The 22,778-nt window shown below is 60.3% G+C and carries 20 protein-coding genes; 5 read left to right on the forward strand and 15 right to left on the reverse strand.

The features are described from left to right. Positions 1–130: 130 nt before the first annotated feature. A complete protein-coding gene (locus VGB22_07815; protein ID HEX9751171.1) occupies positions 131–790 on the reverse strand; it encodes a zf-HC2 domain-containing protein in 660 nt (219 codons plus the stop codon). Next, positions 747–1,343: a sigma-70 family RNA polymerase sigma factor gene (locus VGB22_07820; protein HEX9751172.1), complete on the reverse strand. Its 597-nt coding sequence runs from the start codon at positions 1,341–1,343 to the stop codon at positions 747–749. The genes VGB22_07815 and VGB22_07820 overlap by 44 nt, the downstream gene beginning before the upstream one ends. A gap of 293 nt (positions 1,344–1,636) precedes the next feature. Here VGB22_07820 and VGB22_07825 point away from each other — a divergent pair, with 293 nt between their 5' ends. The 5 genes from VGB22_07825 to VGB22_07845 all read left to right on the forward strand — a co-directional run bounded on the left by VGB22_07825 (position 1,637) and on the right by VGB22_07845 (position 6,962). Next, the gene (locus tag VGB22_07825; GenBank protein ID HEX9751173.1) at positions 1,637–3,013 is read left to right on the forward strand and encodes an anthranilate synthase component I family protein; all 1,377 of its coding nucleotides are present in this window, start codon (positions 1,637–1,639) and stop codon (positions 3,011–3,013) included. Next, positions 2,952–3,866 (forward strand): aminotransferase class IV, encoded by a 915-nt coding sequence (locus VGB22_07830; protein HEX9751174.1) that lies wholly within the window; start codon positions 2,952–2,954, stop codon positions 3,864–3,866. Before VGB22_07825 ends, VGB22_07830 begins: the two co-directional genes overlap by 62 nt. Positions 3,867–3,951: 85 nt before the next feature. Continuing rightward, on the forward strand, positions 3,952–4,767 hold the full coding sequence (locus VGB22_07835) for a hypothetical protein (GenBank protein HEX9751175.1): 816 nt from the start codon (positions 3,952–3,954) through the stop codon (positions 4,765–4,767). Positions 4,768–4,959: 192 nt separating this feature from the next. After that, the gene (locus VGB22_07840) at positions 4,960–5,574 is read left to right on the forward strand and encodes a hypothetical protein (GenBank protein ID HEX9751176.1); all 615 of its coding nucleotides are present in this window, start codon (positions 4,960–4,962) and stop codon (positions 5,572–5,574) included. A 104-nt stretch (positions 5,575–5,678) separates the two neighbouring features. Next, positions 5,679–6,962 carry a hypothetical protein gene (locus VGB22_07845; protein ID HEX9751177.1) on the forward strand — a complete coding sequence of 428 codons (1,284 nt, stop codon included), beginning with the start codon at positions 5,679–5,681 and terminating at the stop codon, positions 6,960–6,962. A gap of 30 nt (positions 6,963–6,992) precedes the next feature. Here the strand turns inward: VGB22_07845 and VGB22_07850 are convergent, their stop codons facing one another. The 13 genes from VGB22_07850 to VGB22_07910 all read right to left on the reverse strand — a co-directional run bounded on the left by VGB22_07850 (position 6,993) and on the right by VGB22_07910 (position 22,737). After that, positions 6,993–7,727, reverse strand: a complete 735-nt coding sequence (locus VGB22_07850) for a creatininase family protein (GenBank protein HEX9751178.1) — start codon at positions 7,725–7,727, stop codon at positions 6,993–6,995. 86 nt (positions 7,728–7,813) lie between these two features. Then, positions 7,814–8,560 (reverse strand): DUF2064 domain-containing protein, encoded by a 747-nt coding sequence (locus VGB22_07855; protein ID HEX9751179.1) that lies wholly within the window; start codon positions 8,558–8,560, stop codon positions 7,814–7,816. 57 nt (positions 8,561–8,617) lie between these two features. Then, positions 8,618–9,208 carry a nicotinate (nicotinamide) nucleotide adenylyltransferase gene (gene nadD, locus VGB22_07860; protein ID HEX9751180.1) on the reverse strand — a complete coding sequence of 197 codons (591 nt, stop codon included), beginning with the start codon at positions 9,206–9,208 and terminating at the stop codon, positions 8,618–8,620. 22 nt (positions 9,209–9,230) lie between these two features. After that, complete coding sequence (gene bamD / locus VGB22_07865) at positions 9,231–10,064, reverse strand: outer membrane protein assembly factor BamD (protein HEX9751181.1); 834 nt, start codon at positions 10,062–10,064, stop codon at positions 9,231–9,233. A gap of 131 nt (positions 10,065–10,195) precedes the next feature. Next, entirely contained in the window at positions 10,196–10,903 is a 708-nt protein-coding gene (locus VGB22_07870; protein HEX9751182.1) for a lytic transglycosylase domain-containing protein, read from the reverse strand. Beyond that, positions 10,900–12,300: a 30S ribosomal protein S12 methylthiotransferase RimO gene (gene rimO, locus VGB22_07875; GenBank protein ID HEX9751183.1), complete on the reverse strand. Its 1,401-nt coding sequence runs from the start codon at positions 12,298–12,300 to the stop codon at positions 10,900–10,902. The genes VGB22_07870 and rimO overlap by 4 nt, the downstream gene beginning before the upstream one ends. Positions 12,301–12,359: 59 nt before the next feature. Beyond that, positions 12,360–13,070 carry an outer membrane lipoprotein carrier protein LolA gene (locus VGB22_07880; protein ID HEX9751184.1) on the reverse strand — a complete coding sequence of 237 codons (711 nt, stop codon included), beginning with the start codon at positions 13,068–13,070 and terminating at the stop codon, positions 12,360–12,362. A gap of 103 nt (positions 13,071–13,173) precedes the next feature. Then, positions 13,174–15,525, reverse strand: a complete 2,352-nt coding sequence (locus VGB22_07885; protein HEX9751185.1) for a DNA translocase FtsK 4TM domain-containing protein — start codon at positions 15,523–15,525, stop codon at positions 13,174–13,176. A 170-nt stretch (positions 15,526–15,695) separates the two neighbouring features. After that, positions 15,696–15,968 carry an HU family DNA-binding protein gene (locus VGB22_07890; protein ID HEX9751186.1) on the reverse strand — a complete coding sequence of 91 codons (273 nt, stop codon included), beginning with the start codon at positions 15,966–15,968 and terminating at the stop codon, positions 15,696–15,698. Between the two features lie 232 nt (positions 15,969–16,200). Then, positions 16,201–19,464, reverse strand: coding sequence for a putative LPS assembly protein LptD (locus VGB22_07895; GenBank protein HEX9751187.1), 3,264 nt, complete (start codon positions 19,462–19,464; stop codon positions 16,201–16,203). Positions 19,465–19,568: 104 nt separating this feature from the next. Then, the gene (locus VGB22_07900) at positions 19,569–20,378 is read right to left on the reverse strand and encodes a fumarylacetoacetate hydrolase family protein (GenBank protein HEX9751188.1); all 810 of its coding nucleotides are present in this window, start codon (positions 20,376–20,378) and stop codon (positions 19,569–19,571) included. After that, on the reverse strand, positions 20,375–21,334 hold the full coding sequence (locus VGB22_07905) for a histone deacetylase (GenBank protein HEX9751189.1): 960 nt from the start codon (positions 21,332–21,334) through the stop codon (positions 20,375–20,377). Before VGB22_07905 ends, VGB22_07900 begins: the two co-directional genes overlap by 4 nt. 23 nt (positions 21,335–21,357) lie before the next feature. Continuing rightward, positions 21,358–22,737, reverse strand: a complete 1,380-nt coding sequence (locus VGB22_07910; protein ID HEX9751190.1) for an MATE family efflux transporter — start codon at positions 22,735–22,737, stop codon at positions 21,358–21,360. Between the last annotated feature and the right edge of the window lie 41 nt (positions 22,738–22,778).

The raw sequence follows: 22,778 nt of genomic DNA on the forward strand, positions 1-22,778 counted from the left end.
TGAGATCCCATTCCAGTACTTGTACCCCGACGACTCCCAAGGGTCCCCACGATCTTGGCATTGTGACAGAAAGTTCACGACAGCAAAACGGCCCCACAGGGGCCGTTTCAGAGCGATCAGTGGGAAGCTTTCAATAACTGACCTGTTGCATCATTTGATCGGAACGGACGACCGGCATCACGTATTCGGTACCCGGTGCCGCCATTGCTGTGTCGGCGATCTCGTCGCCGCCGAGGATGTAGTTCCGCGGCAGTTTGTGATCGGCGAGGTACTGTTCCTGCAAACGGCGCATTTCCGGCGAGAGGCCATCGACCGGCGACCACTGCGGCGGCACGACCGATTGGTTGTCGCCGAGTCCCAACGCGGCGTCGCGGGCCAACTCGCCATCCTGCCCGATCCGGGCATTCTCCGCCGCCACTGCCTGACGGTCGCGATAGCTCGAGTACTGGAACGATCCAAACGCGATCAGGACCAGTGCGGCGGCCATCGCGAAGGCATACGCCGGACGCCACTGCAGTCGCGGCACAGCCGCGAACCATCCGCGACGCACAACTGGAGACGGGACCGGTTCCGCACGCTGGATGGCCGACCGCAATCGGAGGTTAAAATCGGGACGCACCGACACGGGTTCCATGCGCGAGGCGGTCGCGGTCAATTCGGCGAAATAGAACGACTCACGGCGGCACTCGGAGCACAGCTCCAAATGCGCGTTGAGACGCTTGCGCTGACGCTCCGAGAGCGTCTCGTCACATCGAGCGCACAGGTACCAGCGAGCCTTCCGACAACGCACGGCTTTGCTCCAGTTTCGGTTTGAGATCGTTTTTCAGCACGGCCCGCGCCCGGTTGACGCGTGATTTGACTGTACCCAATGGCACGCCCAGAATCTGGGCCACATCTTCGTACGGCAATTGCTCGACATCCCGCAGCAGGAATGCCGTCTTGTATTTTGTCGGCAGCTTCGTGATTGCGCCCTGCAGCAAGTGGCCGAGCGCCGACGGCCCCATTTTGGGATCGGGCAGATCAATCCCTTTTTCGGCCAGTTCACCGATGTTGAAGAATTTCACCTTACGGCGCTTGCGCAATTCATTCTTCGCCAGATTCAACGCGATGGTGTAGACCCACGTCGAGAGGCAGTATGAGAAGTCGTAGTCCTGTCGATGTGTCCAGACACGCAAGAAGGTCTCCTGTACGAGATCTTCGGCTTCGTTTTGGTCACCGAGCATGCGGTAAATGACATTGACCAGCCGCGTTTTGTAACGGTCGACGAGTGTTTCGAACGCGTCGAAGTCATCCTTTTGGATGCGACGCATCAAACCGTGGTCTATCGCCTTGGCTGTCTCCATTTTGTCTCCTTTAGGAGTACCGGTCTGATCCTCGTGCTCCCAAGATATACACGGGCAAGCCCCGTGCCGTTCCTGAAATCTGCTACGGAGTGACCACTACCAAAGGTTCGCACGTCTCGAATAAAATGTAACTAACAGTGGTACAATATGTTACGAGTATGGCTCCGTTTGATTAGCGCGCTGCTTGAACGACAAATACTGCAACGGAGTACCCGTTGCCGGCTCGAGTTCGGTGCAGCCGGGAAAAGGACACGCACAATAAGGGGACGAGTTGGGCATTGAGTTGGTCGCCAATGAATACCACCTTCGAGGCCGTGATCAAGCCCGAGTGCATGGAAGCAACTGCGGAGTGTTGCAATTTTCTGCCGCGCCCCGGGCTGCTTCATGAGTCGTTTCGCGGCGAGGGCGTGCTTGGCAGATTTGCGGCTGACTGTGCGCACTGGCAAATCGACGATCTCGCCGGCTCGGCGAATATCTCGGGCCAGGGCGACTCGCTGACCGCGCTCGCCTCGTGGCATGAGCAGATCAAGACCAGAGCCCCGGAGGCGATCCTCATCGGATATGTCGCCTACGAAATGGGTTACGCCTGGATAGGACTTAAATCGGAGAAACCGTCGGCGCTGGGATACCCCCTGATGCAGTTTTTCGCGTTCGAGCATTCAGAACCGGTTACGGTCCCGGTCCGTGCGGGAAAGCGGCTTGGCCAACGGTACGATTTGTTCGACTGGGATTCTGTGTTCTCGCATCGGCGGATCGCGCCCCGGCAGACACGCGCCCAGTACAAAGCCGCCATTCGCAGGATCAGCGATCACATCGCCGAAGGTGATATCTACCAGGCGAATTACACGCAGGCATTCGACGTCACGACCGATCTGACCGCGGTTCAGATTGCGGAACGGTTTGCGGATCGCTCCCCCAGCCCGTACGGAATCCACGTGAGCTATCCGAGAGTGGTGCTGCGGCCGACGCGAATGGGAGCGAAGGAATACCCCGCACTCTCTGTGCACTCCGTCTCACCCGAGTTGTTCTTTCGCCTGCGGAGCGGCCGGATCGAGACGCGCCCGATCAAGGGGACAATCGCTCGTGGCGCGGACGAACAGGAAGACCGTTGCCGGCTGCGTCGATTGCTCGCCAGCGACAAAAACCGCGCCGAGCTGCTGATGATCACCGATCTGGAGCGCAACGATGTCGGACAGATCGCCGAAGTGGGTTCCGTCGACACGATTGCGCTATGCCGGCCGCGGGCGACGGCGGCAGTGTGGCATTTGGAATCGGTCGTGAGAGGAACCATGCGACCGTCCCTGAACTGGACCCACGCGATGCGTGCGCTCTTCCCCGGAGGATCGGTGACCGGCGCTCCCAAACGGCGTGCGATGGAGATTCTCGATCGATTGGAGCCAGTGCCACGCGGGGTCTATTGTGGCGCCCTGGGATGGGTCGATGCCGGAGGCAATGCCGAATTCGCACTGGCGATACGCACGGCGGTGAAAATCGGCCGCACGGTACGGATTTTCGGCGGCGGTGGGATCGTCGCTGATTCGGACCCCGACGATGAATACGACGAATCACTTGTCAAGATCGCCCCGATGATGGATGCTTTGCTCAACGATGACGACGAGGCGACTGCGCGCAGAGCCAACCTGGCGAACGCCGCGGCGACGACCCCATAGCGATTGTGCGGCGGCCTGCATCAACGGCCGAATCGTTTCTTCCCGATCGGCACTCATTCCCGTCGACGACTGGGGCTTCCTGTATGGGTGGGGCGTCTTCGAGACTATCCGTCTTCATCGCAGGCGGGCGCTGTTTCTGGATCGACACCTGGAACGGATGGAATCCACGGCGGCCGCATTGCGCCTCCCGGGGGGCGTCGCCCCGGACTCCTGGCGACAAGACGTCGAGCGAACAATTCGTCGCTCACAACTCTCAGAGGGGGCCATCAACCTATACTGGACGCTGGGTGCACCGGGAACAATCGCGTCAAGTCGAATTGTCTGCATTCGTCCGAGGCCGCGTATCCACCGCCGTCCATTGCGTGTCTGGGTCGCGCCGTGGCGCGTGGAGCCGACGTCACCGGGAGTCGGCGTCAAGACAATGGCGTACTTCCCAAACATGTTTGCGCTCTCGTGCGCCTGGCGGGAGGGCTACGACACCGCCATCCTCCTCAACACACAGGATCGCCTCGCCGATGCCGCTACATCTTCGGTTTTCATCATCGAAAAAGACCGCATCGTGACACCTTCGCTGGGCGAGGGGGCTCTGCCGGGTGTCACGCGCGGCTTGGTCCTCACCCTGGCAAGAGAATTGGGACTCAATCCACGCGAGGCACCGATCACTTGGCGACGGTTCCTCGCCTCTGACGGGGTCTTCCTGACCTCGACACTACGGAGTCTCTCCTTGGTGGGACAAATCGGTGATATCCGTTGTCGGCCAACACGTTCTGCCCTCCGGCTACTGGGAACACTGCAAGCACGATACAGCCGCTTGGTTTCAGCGGAGATTCGGCGCATCCCATCGGCGTTTTAGGGCCATCGATTTCGCTGTTGACAGACTCTGAAGCCGCCCGGATGTTTTAGTTGGCGGGGAGTCTAAATCCGAGAGGGGTAGGCCAATGATTACAAAGAGATTCTTGGGGCAAGGGATAGGTGTCTTCGTAGGTACCCTCCTGGTGTGCCTGGCGACCGACGCGCAGGCGCAGCGTCGGGGACCCGGATCATACGAAGCGGGCAGCGCGCCATATCAGCCGCCGCGCCGAATGGTTGATGCGCCGACGGCGGGAACGCTATTGAAGGGAACCTTCGATACCGAGCTGCGGGCATTTCCCGGGGGCGGCATGCTGGGGGTGCTGCAGGTCGGGCTGACCAATCAATGGATGATCGGTCTGGGATATGGCGGGACGCAAATCATCTCCGCGAACGATCCGAATTGGAATCCCCGCATGAACTTTCTGACCAAACTACAGTTGCTTGGCGAAACCGATATGATGCCCGCCATTGCCGTCGGATTCGAGGAGCAGGGGTTTGGGGCGTGGGTCGATTCGCTGGACCGTTATGAGAACAAATCGAAGGGATTCTTCGCGGTTGTGTCGAAGGGATACATCAGCCGCGGATTCATCTCCTCGATCCACGGGGGTGTCAATTATTCCCGCGAGTACGACGACAAGGACAAGGATGTGAACTTTTTCTTCGGCGCCGACATGCGATTTGAGAACAATTTCGGCTTCGTGGCCGAGTACGACATGGCCCTCAACGACGACAAGGAACCGTTATCGCTCGGCGAAGGGTACGGCTACCTCAATGCGGGAGTGCGCTGGACTGTGCTCAATCGCATTTTCATGGAGGGGCATCTGAAGGATCTCCTCTCCAATCGCAAAGACACCAAAACAATCGGCCGGGAACTGCGCATTATCTACGTGGAAGCCTTTTGATCGAGTGCGTGTATTCCGTACTTTTGTGCCCGTCGGCGATCTCGGTTCTTTCCGACGGGCACATTCTTTGCAGGCATGGGGGCGGTTGGGAGGGAACCCCTTCTGTCCATGGGGGTTTGATGAGTAGGCGGCCCGCTTTTTGGGCAGAGCGAGTATTGTCGACGAACACAAATGATGCGTCCCCAACCCATAATGAGCGGTCGTCGGTGGTTGCGGCTGTGCGCCGCGCCGCTGACACTGGTTGCGGTGTTCGGCTTGTTCGGGTGTTACACGGTCCTCAAACACCCGATCACGGCGCAGGAGGGACCGGAGCGCTCTCCGCATCCGCAGGAGTACTACCGCCAGAATTGCGTCGATTGCCACGCCGATTACAACGAGTACCCGTACGGGTACTTCTATGGCGAGTACCCGGAGCACTATTTCGAGTATCCGCGCTGGGGGCACTACTACGCGTATCCGTGGTGGTGGGATCACTACTGGTACGGCGATTCGCCTGACGAATCGGTGGATGGTGAGCAGGGTCCGATGGCGCCTCGACGGGGCGGAATGCTGCCGCCGTACATCCACGGCGCACCGGCAACCAATACCGGCGGACTGGGCGCGCGAGGGAGCTCATCTGGAGCCGGCACGCCTCCTCCCAAGGGTGGAACGGAAACCGGGACGGCCGGAACAGTGATTCGCGATGGACGGGTCAAGACGCGCGTCGTTGTGCCGGCGGAGTCGCCGGACGGTTCGGATTCAAATGGGACAGTCAAACAGACCGATCAACAGAAGGCGCCGCGTCGTGGCGGCGGCACACCCAGGTAGCCATGAGAATGACAGCGATTGCTTGCCGAAAACAGACTCCATTTGCAACACAGAAAGCTTCAACGTCGGGCGTGTTCCGGCGACTGGTGACGCATCCGGCACGCATGGCCGTTGTCCTGGGTCTCTGGGCGGTATCGGTTCCGTCGGCCTCGAGGGCACAAGTGTGCGACACCGTCGCGCTCTGTCAAGAGACGCTGTCCTCTGATTTCTTTGGTGTGGACGCGCGGGCCCTGGCGATGGGCAACACGGGGATCGCGTTGGGACACGATGGTTCGGCGATGATCTACAATCCCGCGAATCTGGCGCGCATCAAACGCATCGAGCTGCGCGCCGGGCTGTCGCACCAAAAGCTCGACAACGAGACAAGCTTTTTCGACGGCGCCTCATCGCTTCCCGATGGACAGGACATCACAAAAACGCGTATCAACTCGATCACCTTGACAGCCCCGGTGCCCACATATCGCGGGTCACTGGTGTTTGGATTCGGTCTGAACCGAGTCAACAGTTTCGATCGCGCATTCGGTGTGCAATACCTTGCCTCAAATACTCTGTCCGCTGCGGTCGAAGGAATCAGTGCGCGCGAGCATGAGACCGGCGGGATGTGGAAGTGGACCGCGGCAGGCGCCGTCGACATATCACCGCGCGTGTCGGCCGGCCTTTCCCTGCATCTGTTGACCGGGAAAGATGAATATCGCTACATGGAAACCGATGACCGTTCGCCGAACGTCATCTCGCTGGATCAGTCGATCGATGTCGACTACGTGGGTATCAGCGCGACCGGCGGACTCAGCTATGCCGCGTCGCCGAACGTGACTGCCGGGATTGTCATCGAGACCCCGACCTTCATTGCGGCGGAGGAAACGGCGTTTCTGGTGCACGACACGGCATTCTCCGACTACATATGGGAGTACGGTCCCTCCTTCGCGGACTACAATCTGACCAAGCCATTCGTATTCGGCTTCGGACTGGGCGCCCAATTCGATCAGATCAACTTAGTCGGCGACATCCGCTACACCGACTGGTCGCAATTGGATATCGACTACGACGACCCGATATTGGAACCGGACGAAACCGCGGCCCTTCTGTTCATCGACGACTATCTGACCGAGGTCGTGAGCATTCACCTGGGCGGCGAGTTGATTTTGCCGCAACAGGGAATGTCGGTACGGGCGGGATACTTTTTCGACCCGTTGCCCCTGGAGTCGCGGTATGTCGCATCGGACCGGCAGTACATCACGGCCGGGCTGGGATTCCTCATCGACCGGGTGATGACGCTGGACATCGCCTATGTGCACGGCGGGTATGAACTGCGCGATGCCAGTCCCGGATTCTATTTCGCCGATTACAAGACGCGGCGCTTATTCCTGACGTTCGGATATCGGATCTGAGATACGCAAGATACGTTTCGAGTTTATCGGCTATAATCCCATCGCGTCCCAGCCATCCAGCGTCGATCGGCAGAAATCGCGGACCGTTGCGATGGCGCCCTGCCGATAGCGCTTTGCCTTCTCGACATCAAAATCGGGCGCGCCCTCGCCCGCCTTCGTCGTCAGGATCGGCCCGGGATACGGGTACACCGTGACTCCCGGCGCGAACTGATAGATCATCCGTTCGGAGTACGCATCGGCGTGAATGGTATCGGGGCGGATCGCGAGGACATAGCCATTCTCATCAGTGCCCGCGTGCCCGCCGGCCTGTCCATACACTTCCTCACAGACGGGCGCGGCCAAGAGCCACCAATCGACGACGAGGATCTTCATTCCGGTGCGGCGGTGGGCTTCCCATGACGCTGCCTTCAGCGTTTGCGTGTTGCCTCCATGGCCGTTGATGACGATCAGCGAATCGAAGCCCCACGATGCGATACCGCTGAAAACGGACGCGCAGTAATCCGCGAAAATCTCCTCATCGACCGGCACGGCGCCGGGATACGCCGCCAGTCCTTTGACTTGGCCGTAATGAATGGGGGGACACACCAGCGCGTGCAGATCGTCGGCGATCTGATCGACAAGGTCGATGGGGATGATGTTGTCGGTGCCCAATGGACCGACACCGTGCCCTTCAAGCGTACCGATGGCCATCATGGCTGTCCGGTAAGCGGCGGGAACCGCCTCCTGGAATTCCGCCCAATTCAAGTTTTCCCAATATGTAGGCATCGCCTCTCCTTGCTATGCGCTTCAAACACAACGGGCCGGCGACACCACGTGCACCGGCCTGATGATCGCGTCGATCCGATCCCGGATTATGGCTCGGCGGGGCTCTCCTTGATGTACTCTGCGAGTACGTCTTCTGTGCAGCGTCCGGTGTCTTCGTCGCCGTTAATCCGACAGAAATTGATTTCGCGCACGATGAATTCCAAATCTTCCTGGTGGCTGACATCATAGTTGAGGTCGATTTCTTGCCACGTGAGTCCGGCCCTCTCAAGCGCCCCAGTGGAATCACGGTATGCCTGATCGCTGCCGATGGTCACCAGTCCCGCCGCCTCGGGGCAATCGGAGCGCATTCCGAATAAGTAGCAGCCCCCCTCGATGGTCGGGCCCAGGATCAAGGGATGATCGCGCAAGTGCTCCAGCGCGCCGACGATGAGTTCGGGCGGCATCGTCGGGAGGTATCCACCCATGGTGATGATGTACTGGTAACCGGCACTCAGGCAATGCCGGAGATTCTCGGTCGTGCGTTCGCCGATCGGCGCGACCGACTGCGGCAGAACTTCCATACGCGACGCCAAAGTCTCCACACCGCGCCGTTGCGGATAATGCTCACGCAACAGCGCCGCCGCGTCCCGGGCCCAGATCGCGCGCTCCCTGGGTGCGATGGCCACCTTGACGTCAGCGAATTCGACCGCCGCCACTTGCGCCAGCGTGTCGGTGAAAAATGCGCGTTTCAGCTTGAGCATCTTGACGTCATCGAAGACGCGCAAGACCGGCAACGGCTCCTCTTTGCCGACGGGGTTGCGTACCTGGATGATGATAACGCTGCGACCACGCATGAGTCTGCCTGGCGGCGAGTATAACACGCACCCACGGGCAATTCAAGCAAACCCGGACTAATCTTGTGACGACCGGTAGAGGCAGTGCAATCGAATGTAGGCGGCCACGACGGGCGGCGTGAGGAAGTCTATTGACAGCCCCGATGCGATGCGTTCGCGAATGATCGTCGAGGAAATATCCACACGCGGCATCGCGACGGTCAAATCGGCATGCCGCGCTAAAGCGTCGCCTTCTCCCATTCGCGTCATGCCGGCAATCCGTGCCAGTTTGCGCACGCGCGCCGAGTCCTTCCACGACGGGAAATCAGCAAGCGCATCATCGCCGAGTACCAAGAGCAGTTCAGCCCGCGGCATCCGCTCATGCAGGGCGTCGAGAGTGTCTACAGTAAACGACGGTCCCGTACGCTGCCCTTCAATGTCGGAGACCTTCAGGGCAGGCGAATGTTCCACCGCCAGCCGCAGCATGGCCAAGCGGTGATCGAAGGACGCATGCGGCGGCGTCTGCTTCAAGGGCGAGTGGTTGTTCGGGACCAGCAGCAAGCGATCGCACGGCAACTGCTCGCACGCGCATTGCGCGGCGATCAGGTGTCCGTGATGAACGGGATCAAATGAACCGCCGAGGATTCCAATGCGTTCTGCCGTCGGCATCAGAGAGCCGCCTTCGCGCCGATCAGTGCCCGTCACCGTCCAGCGCCTGTCGCTGATCACGACGCCGCGCCAGATCGGCGACACGCCGGCGGGCGGACTTCGTGCGTTCGTGTTCGGGGTACAAATAGATCAGTTTTTCGAAATACTCGATGGAACGACTCAGGGAATCCTGTTTACGATACCCCTCGGCGATGTAGTAGACCGCTTCGGGAATGAGCGGCGAACCGGGGTACTTGTCGATGACCTCCTGCATGTACACGCGCGCGGCTCCAAAGCGGCCCATGCGATGGTACAGGCGTCCGGCCTTGAAATCACGCTGGGACAGTCGTCCGTCGGCCACCGCCAACAGCGAATCGGCGGTACGCACGTGCGCTGACAACGGATGCAGATCCTTAAACAATCTCAACTGCCGGATGGCATCCTCGGTTCGTTGCTGATCCAATGATGGATTCTCCGGCGCGACGCTCATCAGGGAACGGCACTGCAACAGATCGGCGTCTTCGACCAGCGTGCTGGACGGGTAGCGCCGCCGCAGCCGCTCGAATTCATCGCGCGCGGAGATGAAGTCTTCCAAATTGAAGTAGCACATTCCCAGCATGAATTGCGCGGAATCGACTCGCGCCGCACCGGGGAAATTGAACACGAACTGTTCGTAGGCAACGCGCGCCTTCTCCCACTTGCGCCTGGCATAGTGCTCTTGCGCGCGGGCATAGGTTTCATCGGCCGAGCCGAGGGGGGGCGGCTTGCTGCCGCCGCAGGAGACCGCGCCCACACTGGTCAGCAACAGGATGGAACAGGCCGCAGCATGGGACAATAGGTCTGTCGGGATGATCGATCGCCAGGGACGCGCGTGCATGGCCGGGCAAGTTATGTCAGTCCCATCTATGGACCAAGGCAAAAGCCCAGTCCTTGTAGTGTCGCCGCCGATCAGAGTTCCAATCGGGAGGGGCGGGCGGTCCGTCGGTGCGATTGTCGTCTGGAATCAGACTATAGACAGGGCGCCGTCAGCGGGATGCGTGGCGCGCCATAGCGCAGGCGCAGGTCGTTGAAGGCGTCCATGACACGCCGTGTGTATGAGTACGGCAGACTGCGTCCCTTTTGCAGGGATTCGCGGACCACGGTTTCGCCGCGGTTGTAGGCCACGAGCGCATTCTCCACACATCCGAATTGGCGGCACAAATCAGCCAGGTAGCGCGTACCGACGCGCAGGTTGAAGTCCGGCTCGAAGAGCGCATCATCGCTGGGCCACTCCCATCCGACCTGGGAAGCCACCCAACGTCCGGTCGACGGTTTGACCTGCATCAATCCTCGCGCTCCCATGATCGATACTGCATCGGTGCCGAACGACGATTCGACTTTGATCACAGCGACTATCAGCAGCGGCGGCAGTTGATGCTCCTGGCTGACCTCGTAAATGTCGGCCGCCAATCGGGCCTCGTCATCGTGACTCAGATTCGTTTGCAGATCCTCGACGGCTTCCAGCACACGCAGGCGGTCTTCCAAATACGCGATGCGTTCGGCCTGATCGGCGATGCGTTCTTCCTGCTGCTGCAGTTGCCGTCCGAGTTCGACATTCCGGTTGGCCTGATGTGCGAAGCCGACGACGGCCACAATCCAGATCGCCATGAAGGCCGCTGCCATCGGCCAGGAGATCGCAAGGCCGCGTCGCTTGGGGATCGAATCGTTGTTTGTCATACTGTAGCTCCAACAGTGGCCGACGGGCGGCGCCCGGATGCCGCATCGTGCTGCGCATCACAGCGGCCGGTGAGATCGACGCCTTCGGCTCCGGTGACCAGAACGTTGTAGATGCCGAAAGCGGTGATCGCGTCGCCTGAGACGATGATTCGTCCGTCGATATCGGGCGCGTCGTGAATGGTACGGCCTTCCCAACAGCCGTCTTCACTCCGTTGTTCCAGCAATGTTGGGACGAAGGATCCGAGCTTTTGCACCGACTGATCGGCCGACCAGCGGTCGAATGCTTCGGCGAGCAGCCCCGCTCGTTGCGACGCCAGCTCGCGCGGGACGACATCATCCATCCGTGCCGATGGTGTGCCGTCTTCGGTCGAGTAGACGAATGCGCCCATGCGTTCGAATCCGTTCTCCTCGGCGAACGTCAGCAATTCGGCGAAATCGTGTTCGGTCTCGCCGGGATGGCCGACGATGAATGTGGTCCGCATGGCGAGGTCGGGACGCACACGACGCAACGCGTCGATGGTGCGCTGGGTGTCGACTTTGGTCGTGTGGCGATTCATAATCGTCAGCATACGGTCGCTGATGTGCTGCATGGGCATATCCAAATACGGAACCAGCTTGGTACAGTCTCCCACGGAGGCAATCAGTCGTTCTGTCACGAAAGCGGGATGCGCATACATCAGACGCACCCAGAAGTCTCCGGGGATACTGTCAATATGATGCAATAATAAGGCCAAATCGGTGCCATTATCAAGATCAGTTCCCCAAGATGTCGTATCCTGTGATACCAGAATGACTTCCCTGGTGCCGTTGGACACCAGCATCGTGACCTCTTCGACAATCGATTGCAGAGGTCGTGATCGCAGACGACCACGAATCAGAGGTATGGCACAGAAGCGGCAGGCGTTGTCGCAACCGTCACCGATCTTGATATAGGTCGAAAGCGGCGCCGATTCGGTGTCGATTTGCCATGTCGTTGTGTGTTCACGGTAGATCGCGTCGGGCTTTTCCACCCAGCAGACCGGTAGTGGACCGGTGCAGTTGGCTTCGAGCGCGCGCTCGACCAGATCGGGACGATTAAATCCCACGATCGCGTCGACCGAAGGTATTTCCTTTGCCAGATCGCCGGCGTACCGCTGCGCGAGACAACCGGTGACGACAAGTCTGCGACGGCCGGAGCGGTCCGTGTCTCGGCGCGACACACCCTCCCAAATCGCCTCCAGCGATTCCAGTTTGGTCGGCTCGATGAAACCGCACGTGTTGACGATTTCGGCATCGGCACACTCGGGATCGTCAACGACCGTCCACCCGGCAAGCTTCAGATGCCGGGTGAGCGCCGCGCCATCGGCTTCGTTCTTGGGGCAGCCCAACGTGCGGATGTAAACGCGACCTTTGTTCATCTCCGAACCCTTACAAAAAACAGCGCGCAGAATCCCCGCGCGCTCGTTCTACAATATAACTAATTGTCTTTGGACGAACTGTCTGAAGCTGTACGTGACGGCAGGACAATCACTTCGGCGCCTTTTGGAGGAGAGTAGCTGAAGCGCCCGCTGTCCTTCTGATCATCGGTTTCGTATGCGGAGAAATACAGCGTCGAGGTTTCTTCGTTGTAATCAACGTACTCGGCTTTGTCGGCCCAGTGTGTCTGAGCATTGATCCACAGTGTCAACCGTTGGATCGCCGCCGTTTCAGTTTTGGCCGCCAGGCGGATGCGCCATGTCTTCTGGCCGTCGCGATCGACATCTTCGCAGTCGACGATCAGAAAATCGGTGCGCAGCGACCCGAAGAATCCGGCTGGACCGAATTCAAGAGAATCGAGTTTCCCGGCGCGGATGGTGACCTGATTCGTCTCAGATGCGTGGGTCCAGAGCGTGTCTGTTCCGCGAACGACCGTCTGCGCGTCGGTCTCGACACGGTATCTCTTGGGCGGGCCGAGCCATAGAGTGCCACTCTCCGGTTCACGTTCACCGAACAGCAGCGAGCGCGATTCCCGTCGGAACTTCAATCGGATCGTCTTGTGCGTGGCGATCCTTGCTTCGAACGCATCGATCGCGGAATCAGACTCGCAGCATTGAGCACCCTGTGCCAGCGGATACGCACACAATCCCGCCAACAGGAGAATTGACACCCGACGGACGGAGCCGCGAATCGCTGGTAGTCTCTCATTCATATGCGGTCGAGAGCTAATACCTGTTGTACCCCAAATCAAGCCCGACATACGCCGTCCGCATTGCCGGTATTTGGCCCGGTTTCCGGAAAGTTTGTAAGCCGGCTCAGGGAACGGGCTTGGCGAACCGTCGTTCGAGTTCTTCGACGGAAATCAAGACTTCGCGGGCTTTGCTGCCGTCGTAGGGCCCAACGACACCCGCCTCTTCGAGGCGGTCGATGAGACGGGCGGCACGCTGATAGCCGATGCCGCAGCGGCGTTGCAGCAGGGACACCGATCCTTGCTTGTGACGACAGACGACCTCGGCCGCTTGAAGAAACAGCGGGTCGCTGGTCGGATCGTCGTCGGGATCGCCGCCACCACTTTCGGCATTGGATGACACGGCCGCAAACGCCGACACCGGCGATACCTCGACGATCTGTTCCCGGAGGCAGGTGACCAATGATGATGTCTCTTCGCTGGAGATATAGGCGCCATGCACGCGCAGCGCTTCGGGCTGCCCCGGCGCCAAATAGAGCATGTCACCGCGGCCGAGGAGCTTCTCAGCGCCATTCGCATCGAGAATGGTCCGAGAGTCGGTCTTTGACGCGACCTGAAATGCGATTCGACAAGAGAAATTCGCCTTAATCAGGCCGGTGATGACATCGACCGAGGGCCGCTGCGTGGCGAGGATCAAGTGGATTCCCACCGCGCGCGCCATCTGCGCCAGACGTGTGATCAAAAGCTCGATGCGCGCCGCTTCCGCACTCATCATCAAGTCGGCGAGTTCATCGACGACGATGATGAGATACGGCAGCCGTTCGCTCTCGTCAGACTTGCGATTGTAGTCGACGATGTTGCGCACGCCGCTTCCCGCCAGCCGTTTGTAACGGTCATCCATCTCTCGCGCGGCATCGGCCAGGAGGCGTTCGGCCGCCTTGGGCTGCGTCACGACCGGTTTTGCCATGTGCGGAATCCCCGCATAAACCGACAACTCAAGCCGCTTGGGATCGACGAACAGGAGGCGGACATCGCGCGGATGATGGCGATACAAAAGCGATGCGACGATGACATTGATGCAGACGCTCTTGCCCGACCCGGTCGCCCCGGCGATGAGCAAGTGCGGCATGGAGGCGAGGTCGGCGACGTAAGGGCGGCCATCGATACTTTCACCCAACGCCAACGGCAAAACCGCATCTGTAGCGGCGAATTCGCGGCTTTCCAGGATGCGCCGCAGACTCACCATCTCCGGGTCGCGATTGGGAATCTCGATCCCGACCGCCGCCTTACCCGGCACCGGCGCCACAACGCGCACACGCGATGCCGACAACGCCAGCGCGATGTCGTCGGCCAATCCGACGACCTGATTGACTTTCACGCCCGGCGCGGGGCGGAACTCATAGCGCGTGATCACCGGGCCGGGATAGATTTCGATCTCACCCTGAATGCCGATGTCGAATGTTTGCAGGGCTTCGCGCAGCAACGACGCGCCGTCGGAATCGACGCGGCGGCGGTGATGGGGCGCCATCGGGACCAACAAATCAAGCGATGGGAATTCGTAGTCTCCGGCGTCAATCGGCTCACCCATTGAAACGACGCGCGGTTCGTTACGAAGCGACGCCGGCGGCATCGGCATCGGGACGGCGCGTTCCGGCGCCCGCTTGATCGTCATCGTCGAGCCGTAACGCGACCAATTCGGAAGTTCCCCATCATCGGGCGGATCAACGTCTGCGGCACTCTCACGTTCGTCGCCGCCGTCGAGCCAATCGTCGCCACGCGCACGTCGATCCAACGGACGACGAATCTGCCCAACCCAGTCGGCCGTACGACTCTTCAGCCTCGCGAAGAATATTTTCACGGTGGCCATAACCGATCGACGCGGCTGCGCGCGTCGTTCGGCGACGGTCTTGCGTTTGGGCAATTGCGGCCAGCGGACATTGAGCCGCTGCCAGGGCAACAGAAACAATGCACCGCCGATGAGAATCGAACCGATGATCAACATCCCGCCTGCGACACCCAGCAAACTGACTACACTTCCCGCAAATGAGCGCGCCATCCAGCCGCCGAGGGTGGTCGTTTCGCCGGTCCAGACATCCCCGCGTCCGGCGGCGGGCAGATCGACCAGAACGCCGCTTAAGAATCCGGCGGCCAGAATCAGGATGCTGATTACGACCCCGCGTCGGCCGAACGACTTCAGGAAGCGGTTGAGTCCGAGCGATCCGGTGCACAAAACAAGTCCCCACGCGACAAACCCGAACCACTCAAAGAGCGCATTGGAAAGCAACGCGCCGACGGTGCCGGCGAGATTTCGCGGCAGGTAGGCGTCGGCCCAGAAGTCCTGCGGACCGGCATGGATCCAGCGGTCGTCGCCGCCTTCGTGCGTGGCCAGCGAGAGCGCCGTGAATAGCCCGAGCACGATCAGCAGAAAGCCGAATATCTCAGACTTGCGTTGGTACGAGACCGAACCGAACCACCGCACTGCGGACTGCCTTTCCCTATGGACCGCATCTTTGGAGAGACGCGATCCCCCCTGACCCCGGCAAATAGGTCTGCGCAGTTCGACCTGTCAATTCCAAAGCTGAGTCGAGCGCCACAAAGACGAACGGGGCCCCAAAGTTGGAGCCCCGCCGGTGGTCCTGTCTGGCCGTACTAACGTACCGAGCGCTTGAGCTGCTCGCCGGCCTTGAAGTGCGGAACTTTGGCCGCCGCGATCTTGATCTGCTCGCCGGTGCGCGGGTTGCGTCCCATGCGGGCTTTGCGCTTGGAGATGCTGAAGGTGCCGAATCCCACGAACGTGACCTTCTGGCCCTTCTTCAACGATGTGGCGACACCATCGAAGAGCGCCTTCATGGCACGCTCGGCCTGGGCTTTGTTGACCTTCGCCTCCTTGGAGATTTTCTCGATCATTTCTTCGCGTTTCATTTCACAACCCCCTGCATAGTGTTTTTGGCTTACTTTCGCCGTTTCGGGGCGAATCGTATCTGCGGCTCTCAACACTGTCAATGGCAAAATGCGTGCGGTTGCCGTCTGTAAGCCGAATTCGAAGAATTGACCGCCAGTTTGTGCGGGCTCCCGGACGCGATTGGCTTGGAAGCGTCGCGGCCATGGCCAGCGGCGTCAGCTTAACACACAGTGCCACAGTCGCTTACGACGCTTAACGGCCGAAGCCGCTTAAGAGGCCGCTTTCGGAACGTTCGATTTTGATGTCGGGAATGTCTTTGACACTCAGCTTGAAATAGTAGCCGCTGCGCGATCCGCCCGGGATCCATACAAACATCGCCTGCCAACAGTGCAGGTCGCGCTGCAACTCGAATGTCATGTCGGTCACGGTATGACGGACAAAGTCGTAGGTCTGCTGATAATTGAGCCCCCAGTTTGTCGCCGGTTTCAGATCGACGCGCCATCCCAGCCAGTGTGTCTTGAACGTGGGTCCGCTGCCGTGTGACTCGCTGTAGCGATAGGAGAAGCTCGCGTTGATCGGAATCCCCTCGCCGACCTGCGTGCTGTCGAGGTAGGAGTCTCCGGTTCCCAATTGCGTGACACTACTGAGCGCCGAGGCGTCTCCTTTCAGTGTCATTCCGGCGCTGAGTCCAAGATTGGTCAGACGGGGGCGCGACCATTGCAGTTCGAGCGTCTCAGGGTCGTACAGGTCCCAGAGTGCGTCGGCGGCCAGCTCCAGCCGTCGCGCCAGCGTTGTGCGCGCGTTGCCGGCCAGATTGCCCCAGCGGCGTGTGTCGCGTTCGAAGTCGTAGCGCGTCGAGAAACTGGCGGAAAAGAGCGAGACTTTTTGCGCGCTGTCTCCCTCACCGAGCTTGGCATCGAAGACATTGCCGAGTGAGAAGCTCACGCTTTGGCTCTGGGCCGATGAACCGCCGCCCGCCCCGGTGAAAGCGCGCAGATCGTCGTGGCGTGTCACCGCCGGGGTAAATGTGTATCCGACGCGCGGCGACAGGGTGTGACGAACGGTCGAAAGTCCGAACAGATGCGGGTTGAGAAATCCGTAGAGATTGGCGCTCGTACCGACACCCAAAGAGCCGGAAGCACGTCGCGAGGGCTCCTCGATCGGCACACCGGCGTCGCGGGCGAGGTTGGTGTTGAAGACATAATACCACGCCTCGGAAAACGACGCGTTCGGCGAGACAGTAATGTGCTGGAGGAGTTTTTGCGGAAAGCGCAGCGATGCATCGTACGTCACGGTGGCGTAATCCTTCTCGTCGAACATGCCGGTCGTGTCGCCGACAGTCGGATCTTTGCTCTCGGTGTGCGTCAGGGTCGTGTTCAGCCCGATGTAGGCATTGTGATACCAGCGATTGTCCGCGCCGGAGTCGGGTGACAGGATTCGGCGCTCGTAGAACGAGAGACTGGCCTGCGGCAGTCGCAGGCGGCGGCTGTCGGTATCCAGATTTTCCGTCACTTCGGCGTAGGCGGTCAGGGAAGCACCGCCGAATCGTTTGCGCAGATTCACCTGCGAACGCAGCGAGCGATTGCGACGGTCGGTCGGATCGTAACTGTAATCCTGATAGTACGAATTGTCCGAGAGAAAATTGGCGGTCGCCGACAGGGTCGCGCTCGGCGACAGGGTCTGCTGGTGGCTCCCCTGCAGACTCCAGCGGGTCGTGCGTGTTTCGGTGAATTCCGATTGTCGCGACTCGCGGGCGTACGACCCGGAGACATTGCCGTGAAATCGGTATCGCAGGGCATAGTTGACCACGCCGCGCAGCCGTAACCCGGTTTCCTCGTTGAAGTCGAGCGCACCCTCCGCGTCCCAGTAGTCGGACGCCGCCCAGTAGTAGCCGACATTGCCGATGAAGCGTTCTCCCCGTTCGAAGTTTCCGAACCGCAGCGGCAGGAACCCGGAGTGTCGTCCCTTGCGGATCGGAAAGATGTAGAACGGCAGGATCGCGACAGGAATTCGATAGACGCGCATCACGACCGGACGCGCGATGACCTTGTCGTCACGGACCACGACCATTTCCCGTCCATCGAACTGGAAATGAGATTCCTCACGATCGCACGTCGTATAGATGCCGTCGGAAACAAAGAACACACTATCGGTAAATTTGCGGAAGTCGCCACCGCGATAGAAGCCATCCTCGAGTTCCGTGCGCGATCCGCGGATTCGGCCCCGTTCGGTATCCATGTTGTAGGTCAGCATGTCGCCGGTGACCACCTGGCTGCCGTCGGCGAGTCGCGGGCCCTCGGTGCGCTGTTGGGCGGAGTCTGCCTCGATGCGCGGCCGTGCCAGCAGGTCCTTTCTGTCAGCCCAATAGGTAATGTGCCCCGCATTCAGGACGACGGTGCCATAGACCAATTGTGCCTCGGCCTCCAGATCGATGCGTGACGAGTCGGGATGAAATGTAATGCGCGCGCCCTCGTAGTGGACCGTATCGCGGCCCTTCCCCTGATCGGGAACATAGACGCCGCGCGCGCCCCCCTCAACGGTCATCGTTTGCAGACGGCCGGCGGCGAATCGCAACCACAGCGAATCGCCGGAGGCGTGATTGGCTCCCTGGGTCGAATCGCCCGGAATGTGATCCGTATACGCCTGACCGATGACACGGATGGCGCGCAGCGTGTCTCTTGTCAGGAAGAAGTCGGCGCGCTCTCCTTTGAGCAGACTCACACCGGCCAGACCCGTCGATGTGTCGCTGTATTGACCCGACGCGTTGCCTACGGCAATCACGCGGTCGACGCTCCCCGACGCGTACAGGAGGGTCAGCGTGTCGCCGCTGATCTCTCCTCCCAGTCCCATTGCGTTCGGCTTGCCCCAAAGGACGGCGCGCGCCGAATCGGGCCAAACGACTCCGTACTGCCCATGCGCGCGCCAGTCGCCTTTGTTAACGGAAACATTCCCGATGCCGACCCCGCGTGACTCGGAACGGAAATACTTGATCGTGTCGGCGATGACGATGGTCTGCCGGGACGAATCGAGTGTGAAATCCCAGTACAGTATCGGGAGCGAGTCGGCAATGGCGATGTCCTGAACGCGGTCGAAGTGTCCACGCTGCGAATGCAGAGAGAATCGCTCGGTCGTGTCTTCGACCAGTACGTTATCGAGTGCGGTAACCCAGCGCTGGTCGCGGTGATAGATGAGTTGTTCTGCGGAGACAACGCTTCCGGGGCGGCGCACACGGACATGGCCCAGAAACTCGACCTCGCCGGATCCGGGATTCCATGTCGCCATGTCGGCATCAATGGTCGTCTCGCCTTGACGAAAGCGGACATCCCCGAAGAGATGATAGGTCGCTACCGAACCCTCGCTGATGATCTCGGTCGAGTCCGCATGTTCGAGGATCAGCGGCTGTGCGCCATCCTTTGCGTCAGCAGCGCTTGAAGCTGCCGTGCCGAGCGCGACGGCCAGCACAAACACCGTGCGGGTATTGATGTGTCGAAAGATCGTTTCCAATCCCAATGGCACGCGTGCCCCCGATAGCCCGCTAATAGTACACACGGCGCTGTCTTCGGGTCAGACCCGATCACGCATTATCGAGTGATCGCCCCACAACCGGAAGCCGAATGTTGTCAGAACAGACGGCGGGCGAAGGTGCGACGGTCAGGGGGGCTGATGGCCGTCACAACGGTGTTGGTCAGCGTTCCCAGGCCGTCGACGGTGATGGACACCGTGTCACCCGGCGAAATCGGCCCCACGCCCGACGGTGTGCCGGTGAGGATCAGATCGCCGGGATGCAACGTCATCACACGTGATATGAAGGCGATGAGCTCTTCGACGCTGAAGACCATTCGGTCGAAAGCCGACTGCTGACGGACCTCGCCGTTGAGATGCGTGGTCAGTCCGGATGCGGTGCGATCAAACGCGTCCTGCACCCACGGTCCGATCGGGCAAAACGTGTCGAACCCCTTGGCGCGCGTCCATTGCTTGTCCTTTTTCTGCAGGTTGCGGGCGGTCACATCGTTGCCGATCGTCCAGCCGGCGATCACTTCGCCCGCCGCTTCAGCCGGGAGTTGTGATGCGAACTTCCCGATCACCACTCCGAGCTCGCCTTCGTAATCGACCCGATCGACCTGTGGCGGGATGACAATCGCCCCCCCCGGAGACAACAGTGCCGATGGCGGTTTCATGAATATCACCGGTTCATCGGGGACTGCATCCGCTGAGGCGCTCTCGGCCACGTGGGCTGCGTAGTTGAGGCCGATGGCAAGGATCTTGCCCGGTCGCACAGGCGGCAGGAACGTCACTTCATCGACCGAGTGGGTTCGTTGTGTTGCGACCCCGCCCTGATACCACGGTCCGCTCCAGCGTCGGACGGATTCCCCCTCATGCGTCCCCCAATAGCTGCCGCGCTGCCACATGAATCGCACATATCGGGTCATGTCGTACCTGCCTGCATGAGATCAATGTCCGCGAATTCCAATAATGTGCGCACATGCACCGAGACCGATTCGGCCAGAGCGGAGAGATTGTACCCACCTTCGAGAACGGAAACAACCCGTCCACCACAGACTTCCCGCGCACATTCGCACACCAGGCGACTCGCGGCAGCGAACGCGCTTGTGCTGACACACAGTCCGGCCAACCGGTCATCGGTATGTGCATCGAATCCGGCCGAGAGAATTATGATGTCCGGTGCGAACTGCGCGGCGTGTACGAAGAGAGTGCGTTCGATCGCGTCGAGGAACTTCCGATCCCCTGTTCCGGCGGGCAGCGGAACATTGACCGTGAATCCCCGTCCGGCGCCATGTCCGGTCTCGTCGGCCGCGCCGGTGCCGGGATAGAACGGGTACTGATGGACCGAGGCATACAAGATGTCGGCTGAGTCGTAGAAGATCGCCTGCGTGCCATTGCCGTGATGAGCATCCCAGTCGAGAATGAAGACCTTCGCACCGGGATTCTCAACGACAGTACTTGCCGCGGCCACCGCGACGTTGTTGAACAGGCAAAACCCCATCGCCTGTCCACGCAGCGCGTGATGCCCTGGCGGACGCACGGCGCAGAAGGCATTGGCAACCCGGCCGTTCCAAACAGCGCGCGTCGCCGCCAACACGCCTCCGGCAGCCAGACGGGCAATCCGCGGCGAATCTTCGCCGATGAATGTATCGGCATCCCACCAGGTTCCTTCTGCCTCCTGCAGAGATGAGATGTAGTGGTGATCATGCGCCAAAGCGATTTCAGCATCCGACGCTTCTCCGAAGTTCACCGACTGGAGCAATTCCATCAGGTGGTCGTCCTTAATCCTCCCTACGATGGCAGCCAAACGCTGCGGGCACTCCGGATGTGCCAGACCCGCATTGTGTCGCAGGAATTCGTCGGAGAAGACCCACCCCGTCATCGTGCCGATCCGGCGTGAAGTCCTCAAACCGTGCGCAACTTCCAGCGTCCCAGACCGAACCAGACGTACAAGACCGATCCCTTCACTATTGAAGAAATGGTAATGGTCCACCACACGCCGACGATGCCCCAATCGAGCCAGACGGCCAGCGCCCACGCCAGCGGGATACGTCCGATGGACCCCACAATGGACACGATCATCGGCGGCAGGGTATCGCCCGCACCGGAAAATGCACCCTCCAGGACGATTTCCCATCCCATCAGGATTTGCGAGAGCGCCAGAATCCTCACGTAGCTGACCCCGGCGGTGATAACGGTTGGATCGTCACTAAAGACATGCAACAGTGGGCCGGGGAACAAAAGATAGATCGCGGTCATCATGCCGGTAAATCCGGTGACCAACAGCAGTGTCTTGTGCGCCAGCGACGCAGCACGGGCGGGATTGCCCGCTCCAAGATTCTGGCCGACGAGCGTCGCCACCGCGAGCGCGAACCCGTAGGACACCAGGTAGTCGATCGACTCGATGCGGTTTCCGATTCCCAGCGCCGCAACCGATTCGGTGCCGAAGCGCGATGCCACCTGATTGACAAACAGGTAGACGACGGAAAAGGTAATCCCGGAAACAGAAATCGGCAGCCCGATGCTCAGGAGGCGGCCGATGCGCGGCCAACTCATCGGCCCGATGATGGCATATCCGACGCGAAACGGCAAACGCTGACGACGCAGAAGGATGATGAACACGACCGATGCGACCGCGTAGGAGGCCACGGTGGCGGCGGCGGCACCGACGGTGCCCCATTCCGGGAACGGGCCGATGCCGAAGATCAGAAGGGGATCGAGAACGATGTTGACGACGGTGCTGATGCTGAACACCAACAGCGGGGTACGCGTGTTGCCGCAGGCGCGATAGAGCGCACCCGCCCACTGGAAAAACACGATGATGACCGATCCGGCGAAGTACACGAGGAGATACTGTTCCGCCAACCGCGTGACCTCCGGCTCCAATTGCATGACCGCGATGATCTGATGACGCAGACCGATGACCGCCACGGTGATGATGACACCGAAGAGAAACACCAGCCGCCAGGTCTCTTCGGTGACGGCGCGGGCACGGTTGAGATCGGATGCGCCGATAGCGCGCGCCACGACGGCGACCAGGCCGGTCGTCAGCACTGACGACAGCGACATCATGATCCAGACGACAAATGTGGCGGAGATCACCGCCGCCAACGGCGTCGGACCGAGACGTCCGACCCAAATCATGTCCACAACCGCAAAGAGCGTTTCAAACAGCATCGACGCGGTGGCGGGCCACGCCAGGCGCATGATCGCACGATAGGGGTGACCGCGCAGGATGGACTCGACATCGCGGCTGATCGGAGCGGCAGTCGGTTCATGTGTCATGGCGCTCGCGCGGCGTATTCCCGCGGGGAACAATCTAAACA

The organism is Candidatus Zixiibacteriota bacterium, from assembly GCA_036397555.1.
In the GTDB taxonomy this organism is placed as follows: domain Bacteria; phylum Zixibacteria; class MSB-5A5; order WJJR01; family WJJR01; genus DATKYL01.

Bases quoted from the DNA above. Each gene is read 5' to 3' on its own strand.
- VGB22_07820 (HEX9751172.1), bottom strand. From the start codon at position 1,343: ATGGAGACAGCCAAGGCGATAGACCACGGTTTGATGCGTCGCATCCAA.
- VGB22_07825 (HEX9751173.1), top strand. From the start codon at position 1,637: ATGAATACCACCTTCGAGGCCGTGATCAAGCCCGAGTGCATGGAAGCA.
- VGB22_07830 (HEX9751174.1), top strand. From the start codon at position 2,952: ATGACGACGAGGCGACTGCGCGCAGAGCCAACCTGGCGAACGCCGCGG.
- VGB22_07835 (HEX9751175.1), top strand. From the start codon at position 3,952: ATGATTACAAAGAGATTCTTGGGGCAAGGGATAGGTGTCTTCGTAGGT.
- VGB22_07840 (HEX9751176.1), top strand. From the start codon at position 4,960: ATGAGCGGTCGTCGGTGGTTGCGGCTGTGCGCCGCGCCGCTGACACTG.
- VGB22_07845 (HEX9751177.1), top strand. From the start codon at position 5,679: ATGGCCGTTGTCCTGGGTCTCTGGGCGGTATCGGTTCCGTCGGCCTCG.
- VGB22_07850 (HEX9751178.1), bottom strand. From the start codon at position 7,727: ATGCCTACATATTGGGAAAACTTGAATTGGGCGGAATTCCAGGAGGCG.
- VGB22_07855 (HEX9751179.1), bottom strand. From the start codon at position 8,560: ATGCGTGGTCGCAGCGTTATCATCATCCAGGTACGCAACCCCGTCGGC.
- nadD (HEX9751180.1), bottom strand. From the start codon at position 9,208: ATGCCGACGGCAGAACGCATTGGAATCCTCGGCGGTTCATTTGATCCC.
- bamD (HEX9751181.1), bottom strand. From the start codon at position 10,064: ATGCACGCGCGTCCCTGGCGATCGATCATCCCGACAGACCTATTGTCC.
- VGB22_07870 (HEX9751182.1), bottom strand. From the start codon at position 10,903: ATGACAAACAACGATTCGATCCCCAAGCGACGCGGCCTTGCGATCTCC.
- rimO (HEX9751183.1), bottom strand. From the start codon at position 12,300: ATGAACAAAGGTCGCGTTTACATCCGCACGTTGGGCTGCCCCAAGAAC.
- VGB22_07880 (HEX9751184.1), bottom strand. From the start codon at position 13,070: ATGAATGAGAGACTACCAGCGATTCGCGGCTCCGTCCGTCGGGTGTCA.
- VGB22_07890 (HEX9751186.1), bottom strand. From the start codon at position 15,968: ATGAAACGCGAAGAAATGATCGAGAAAATCTCCAAGGAGGCGAAGGTC.
- VGB22_07900 (HEX9751188.1), bottom strand. From the start codon at position 20,378: ATGACCCGATATGTGCGATTCATGTGGCAGCGCGGCAGCTATTGGGGG.
- VGB22_07905 (HEX9751189.1), bottom strand. From the start codon at position 21,334: ATGACGGGGTGGGTCTTCTCCGACGAATTCCTGCGACACAATGCGGGT.
- VGB22_07910 (HEX9751190.1), bottom strand. From the start codon at position 22,737: ATGACACATGAACCGACTGCCGCTCCGATCAGCCGCGATGTCGAGTCC.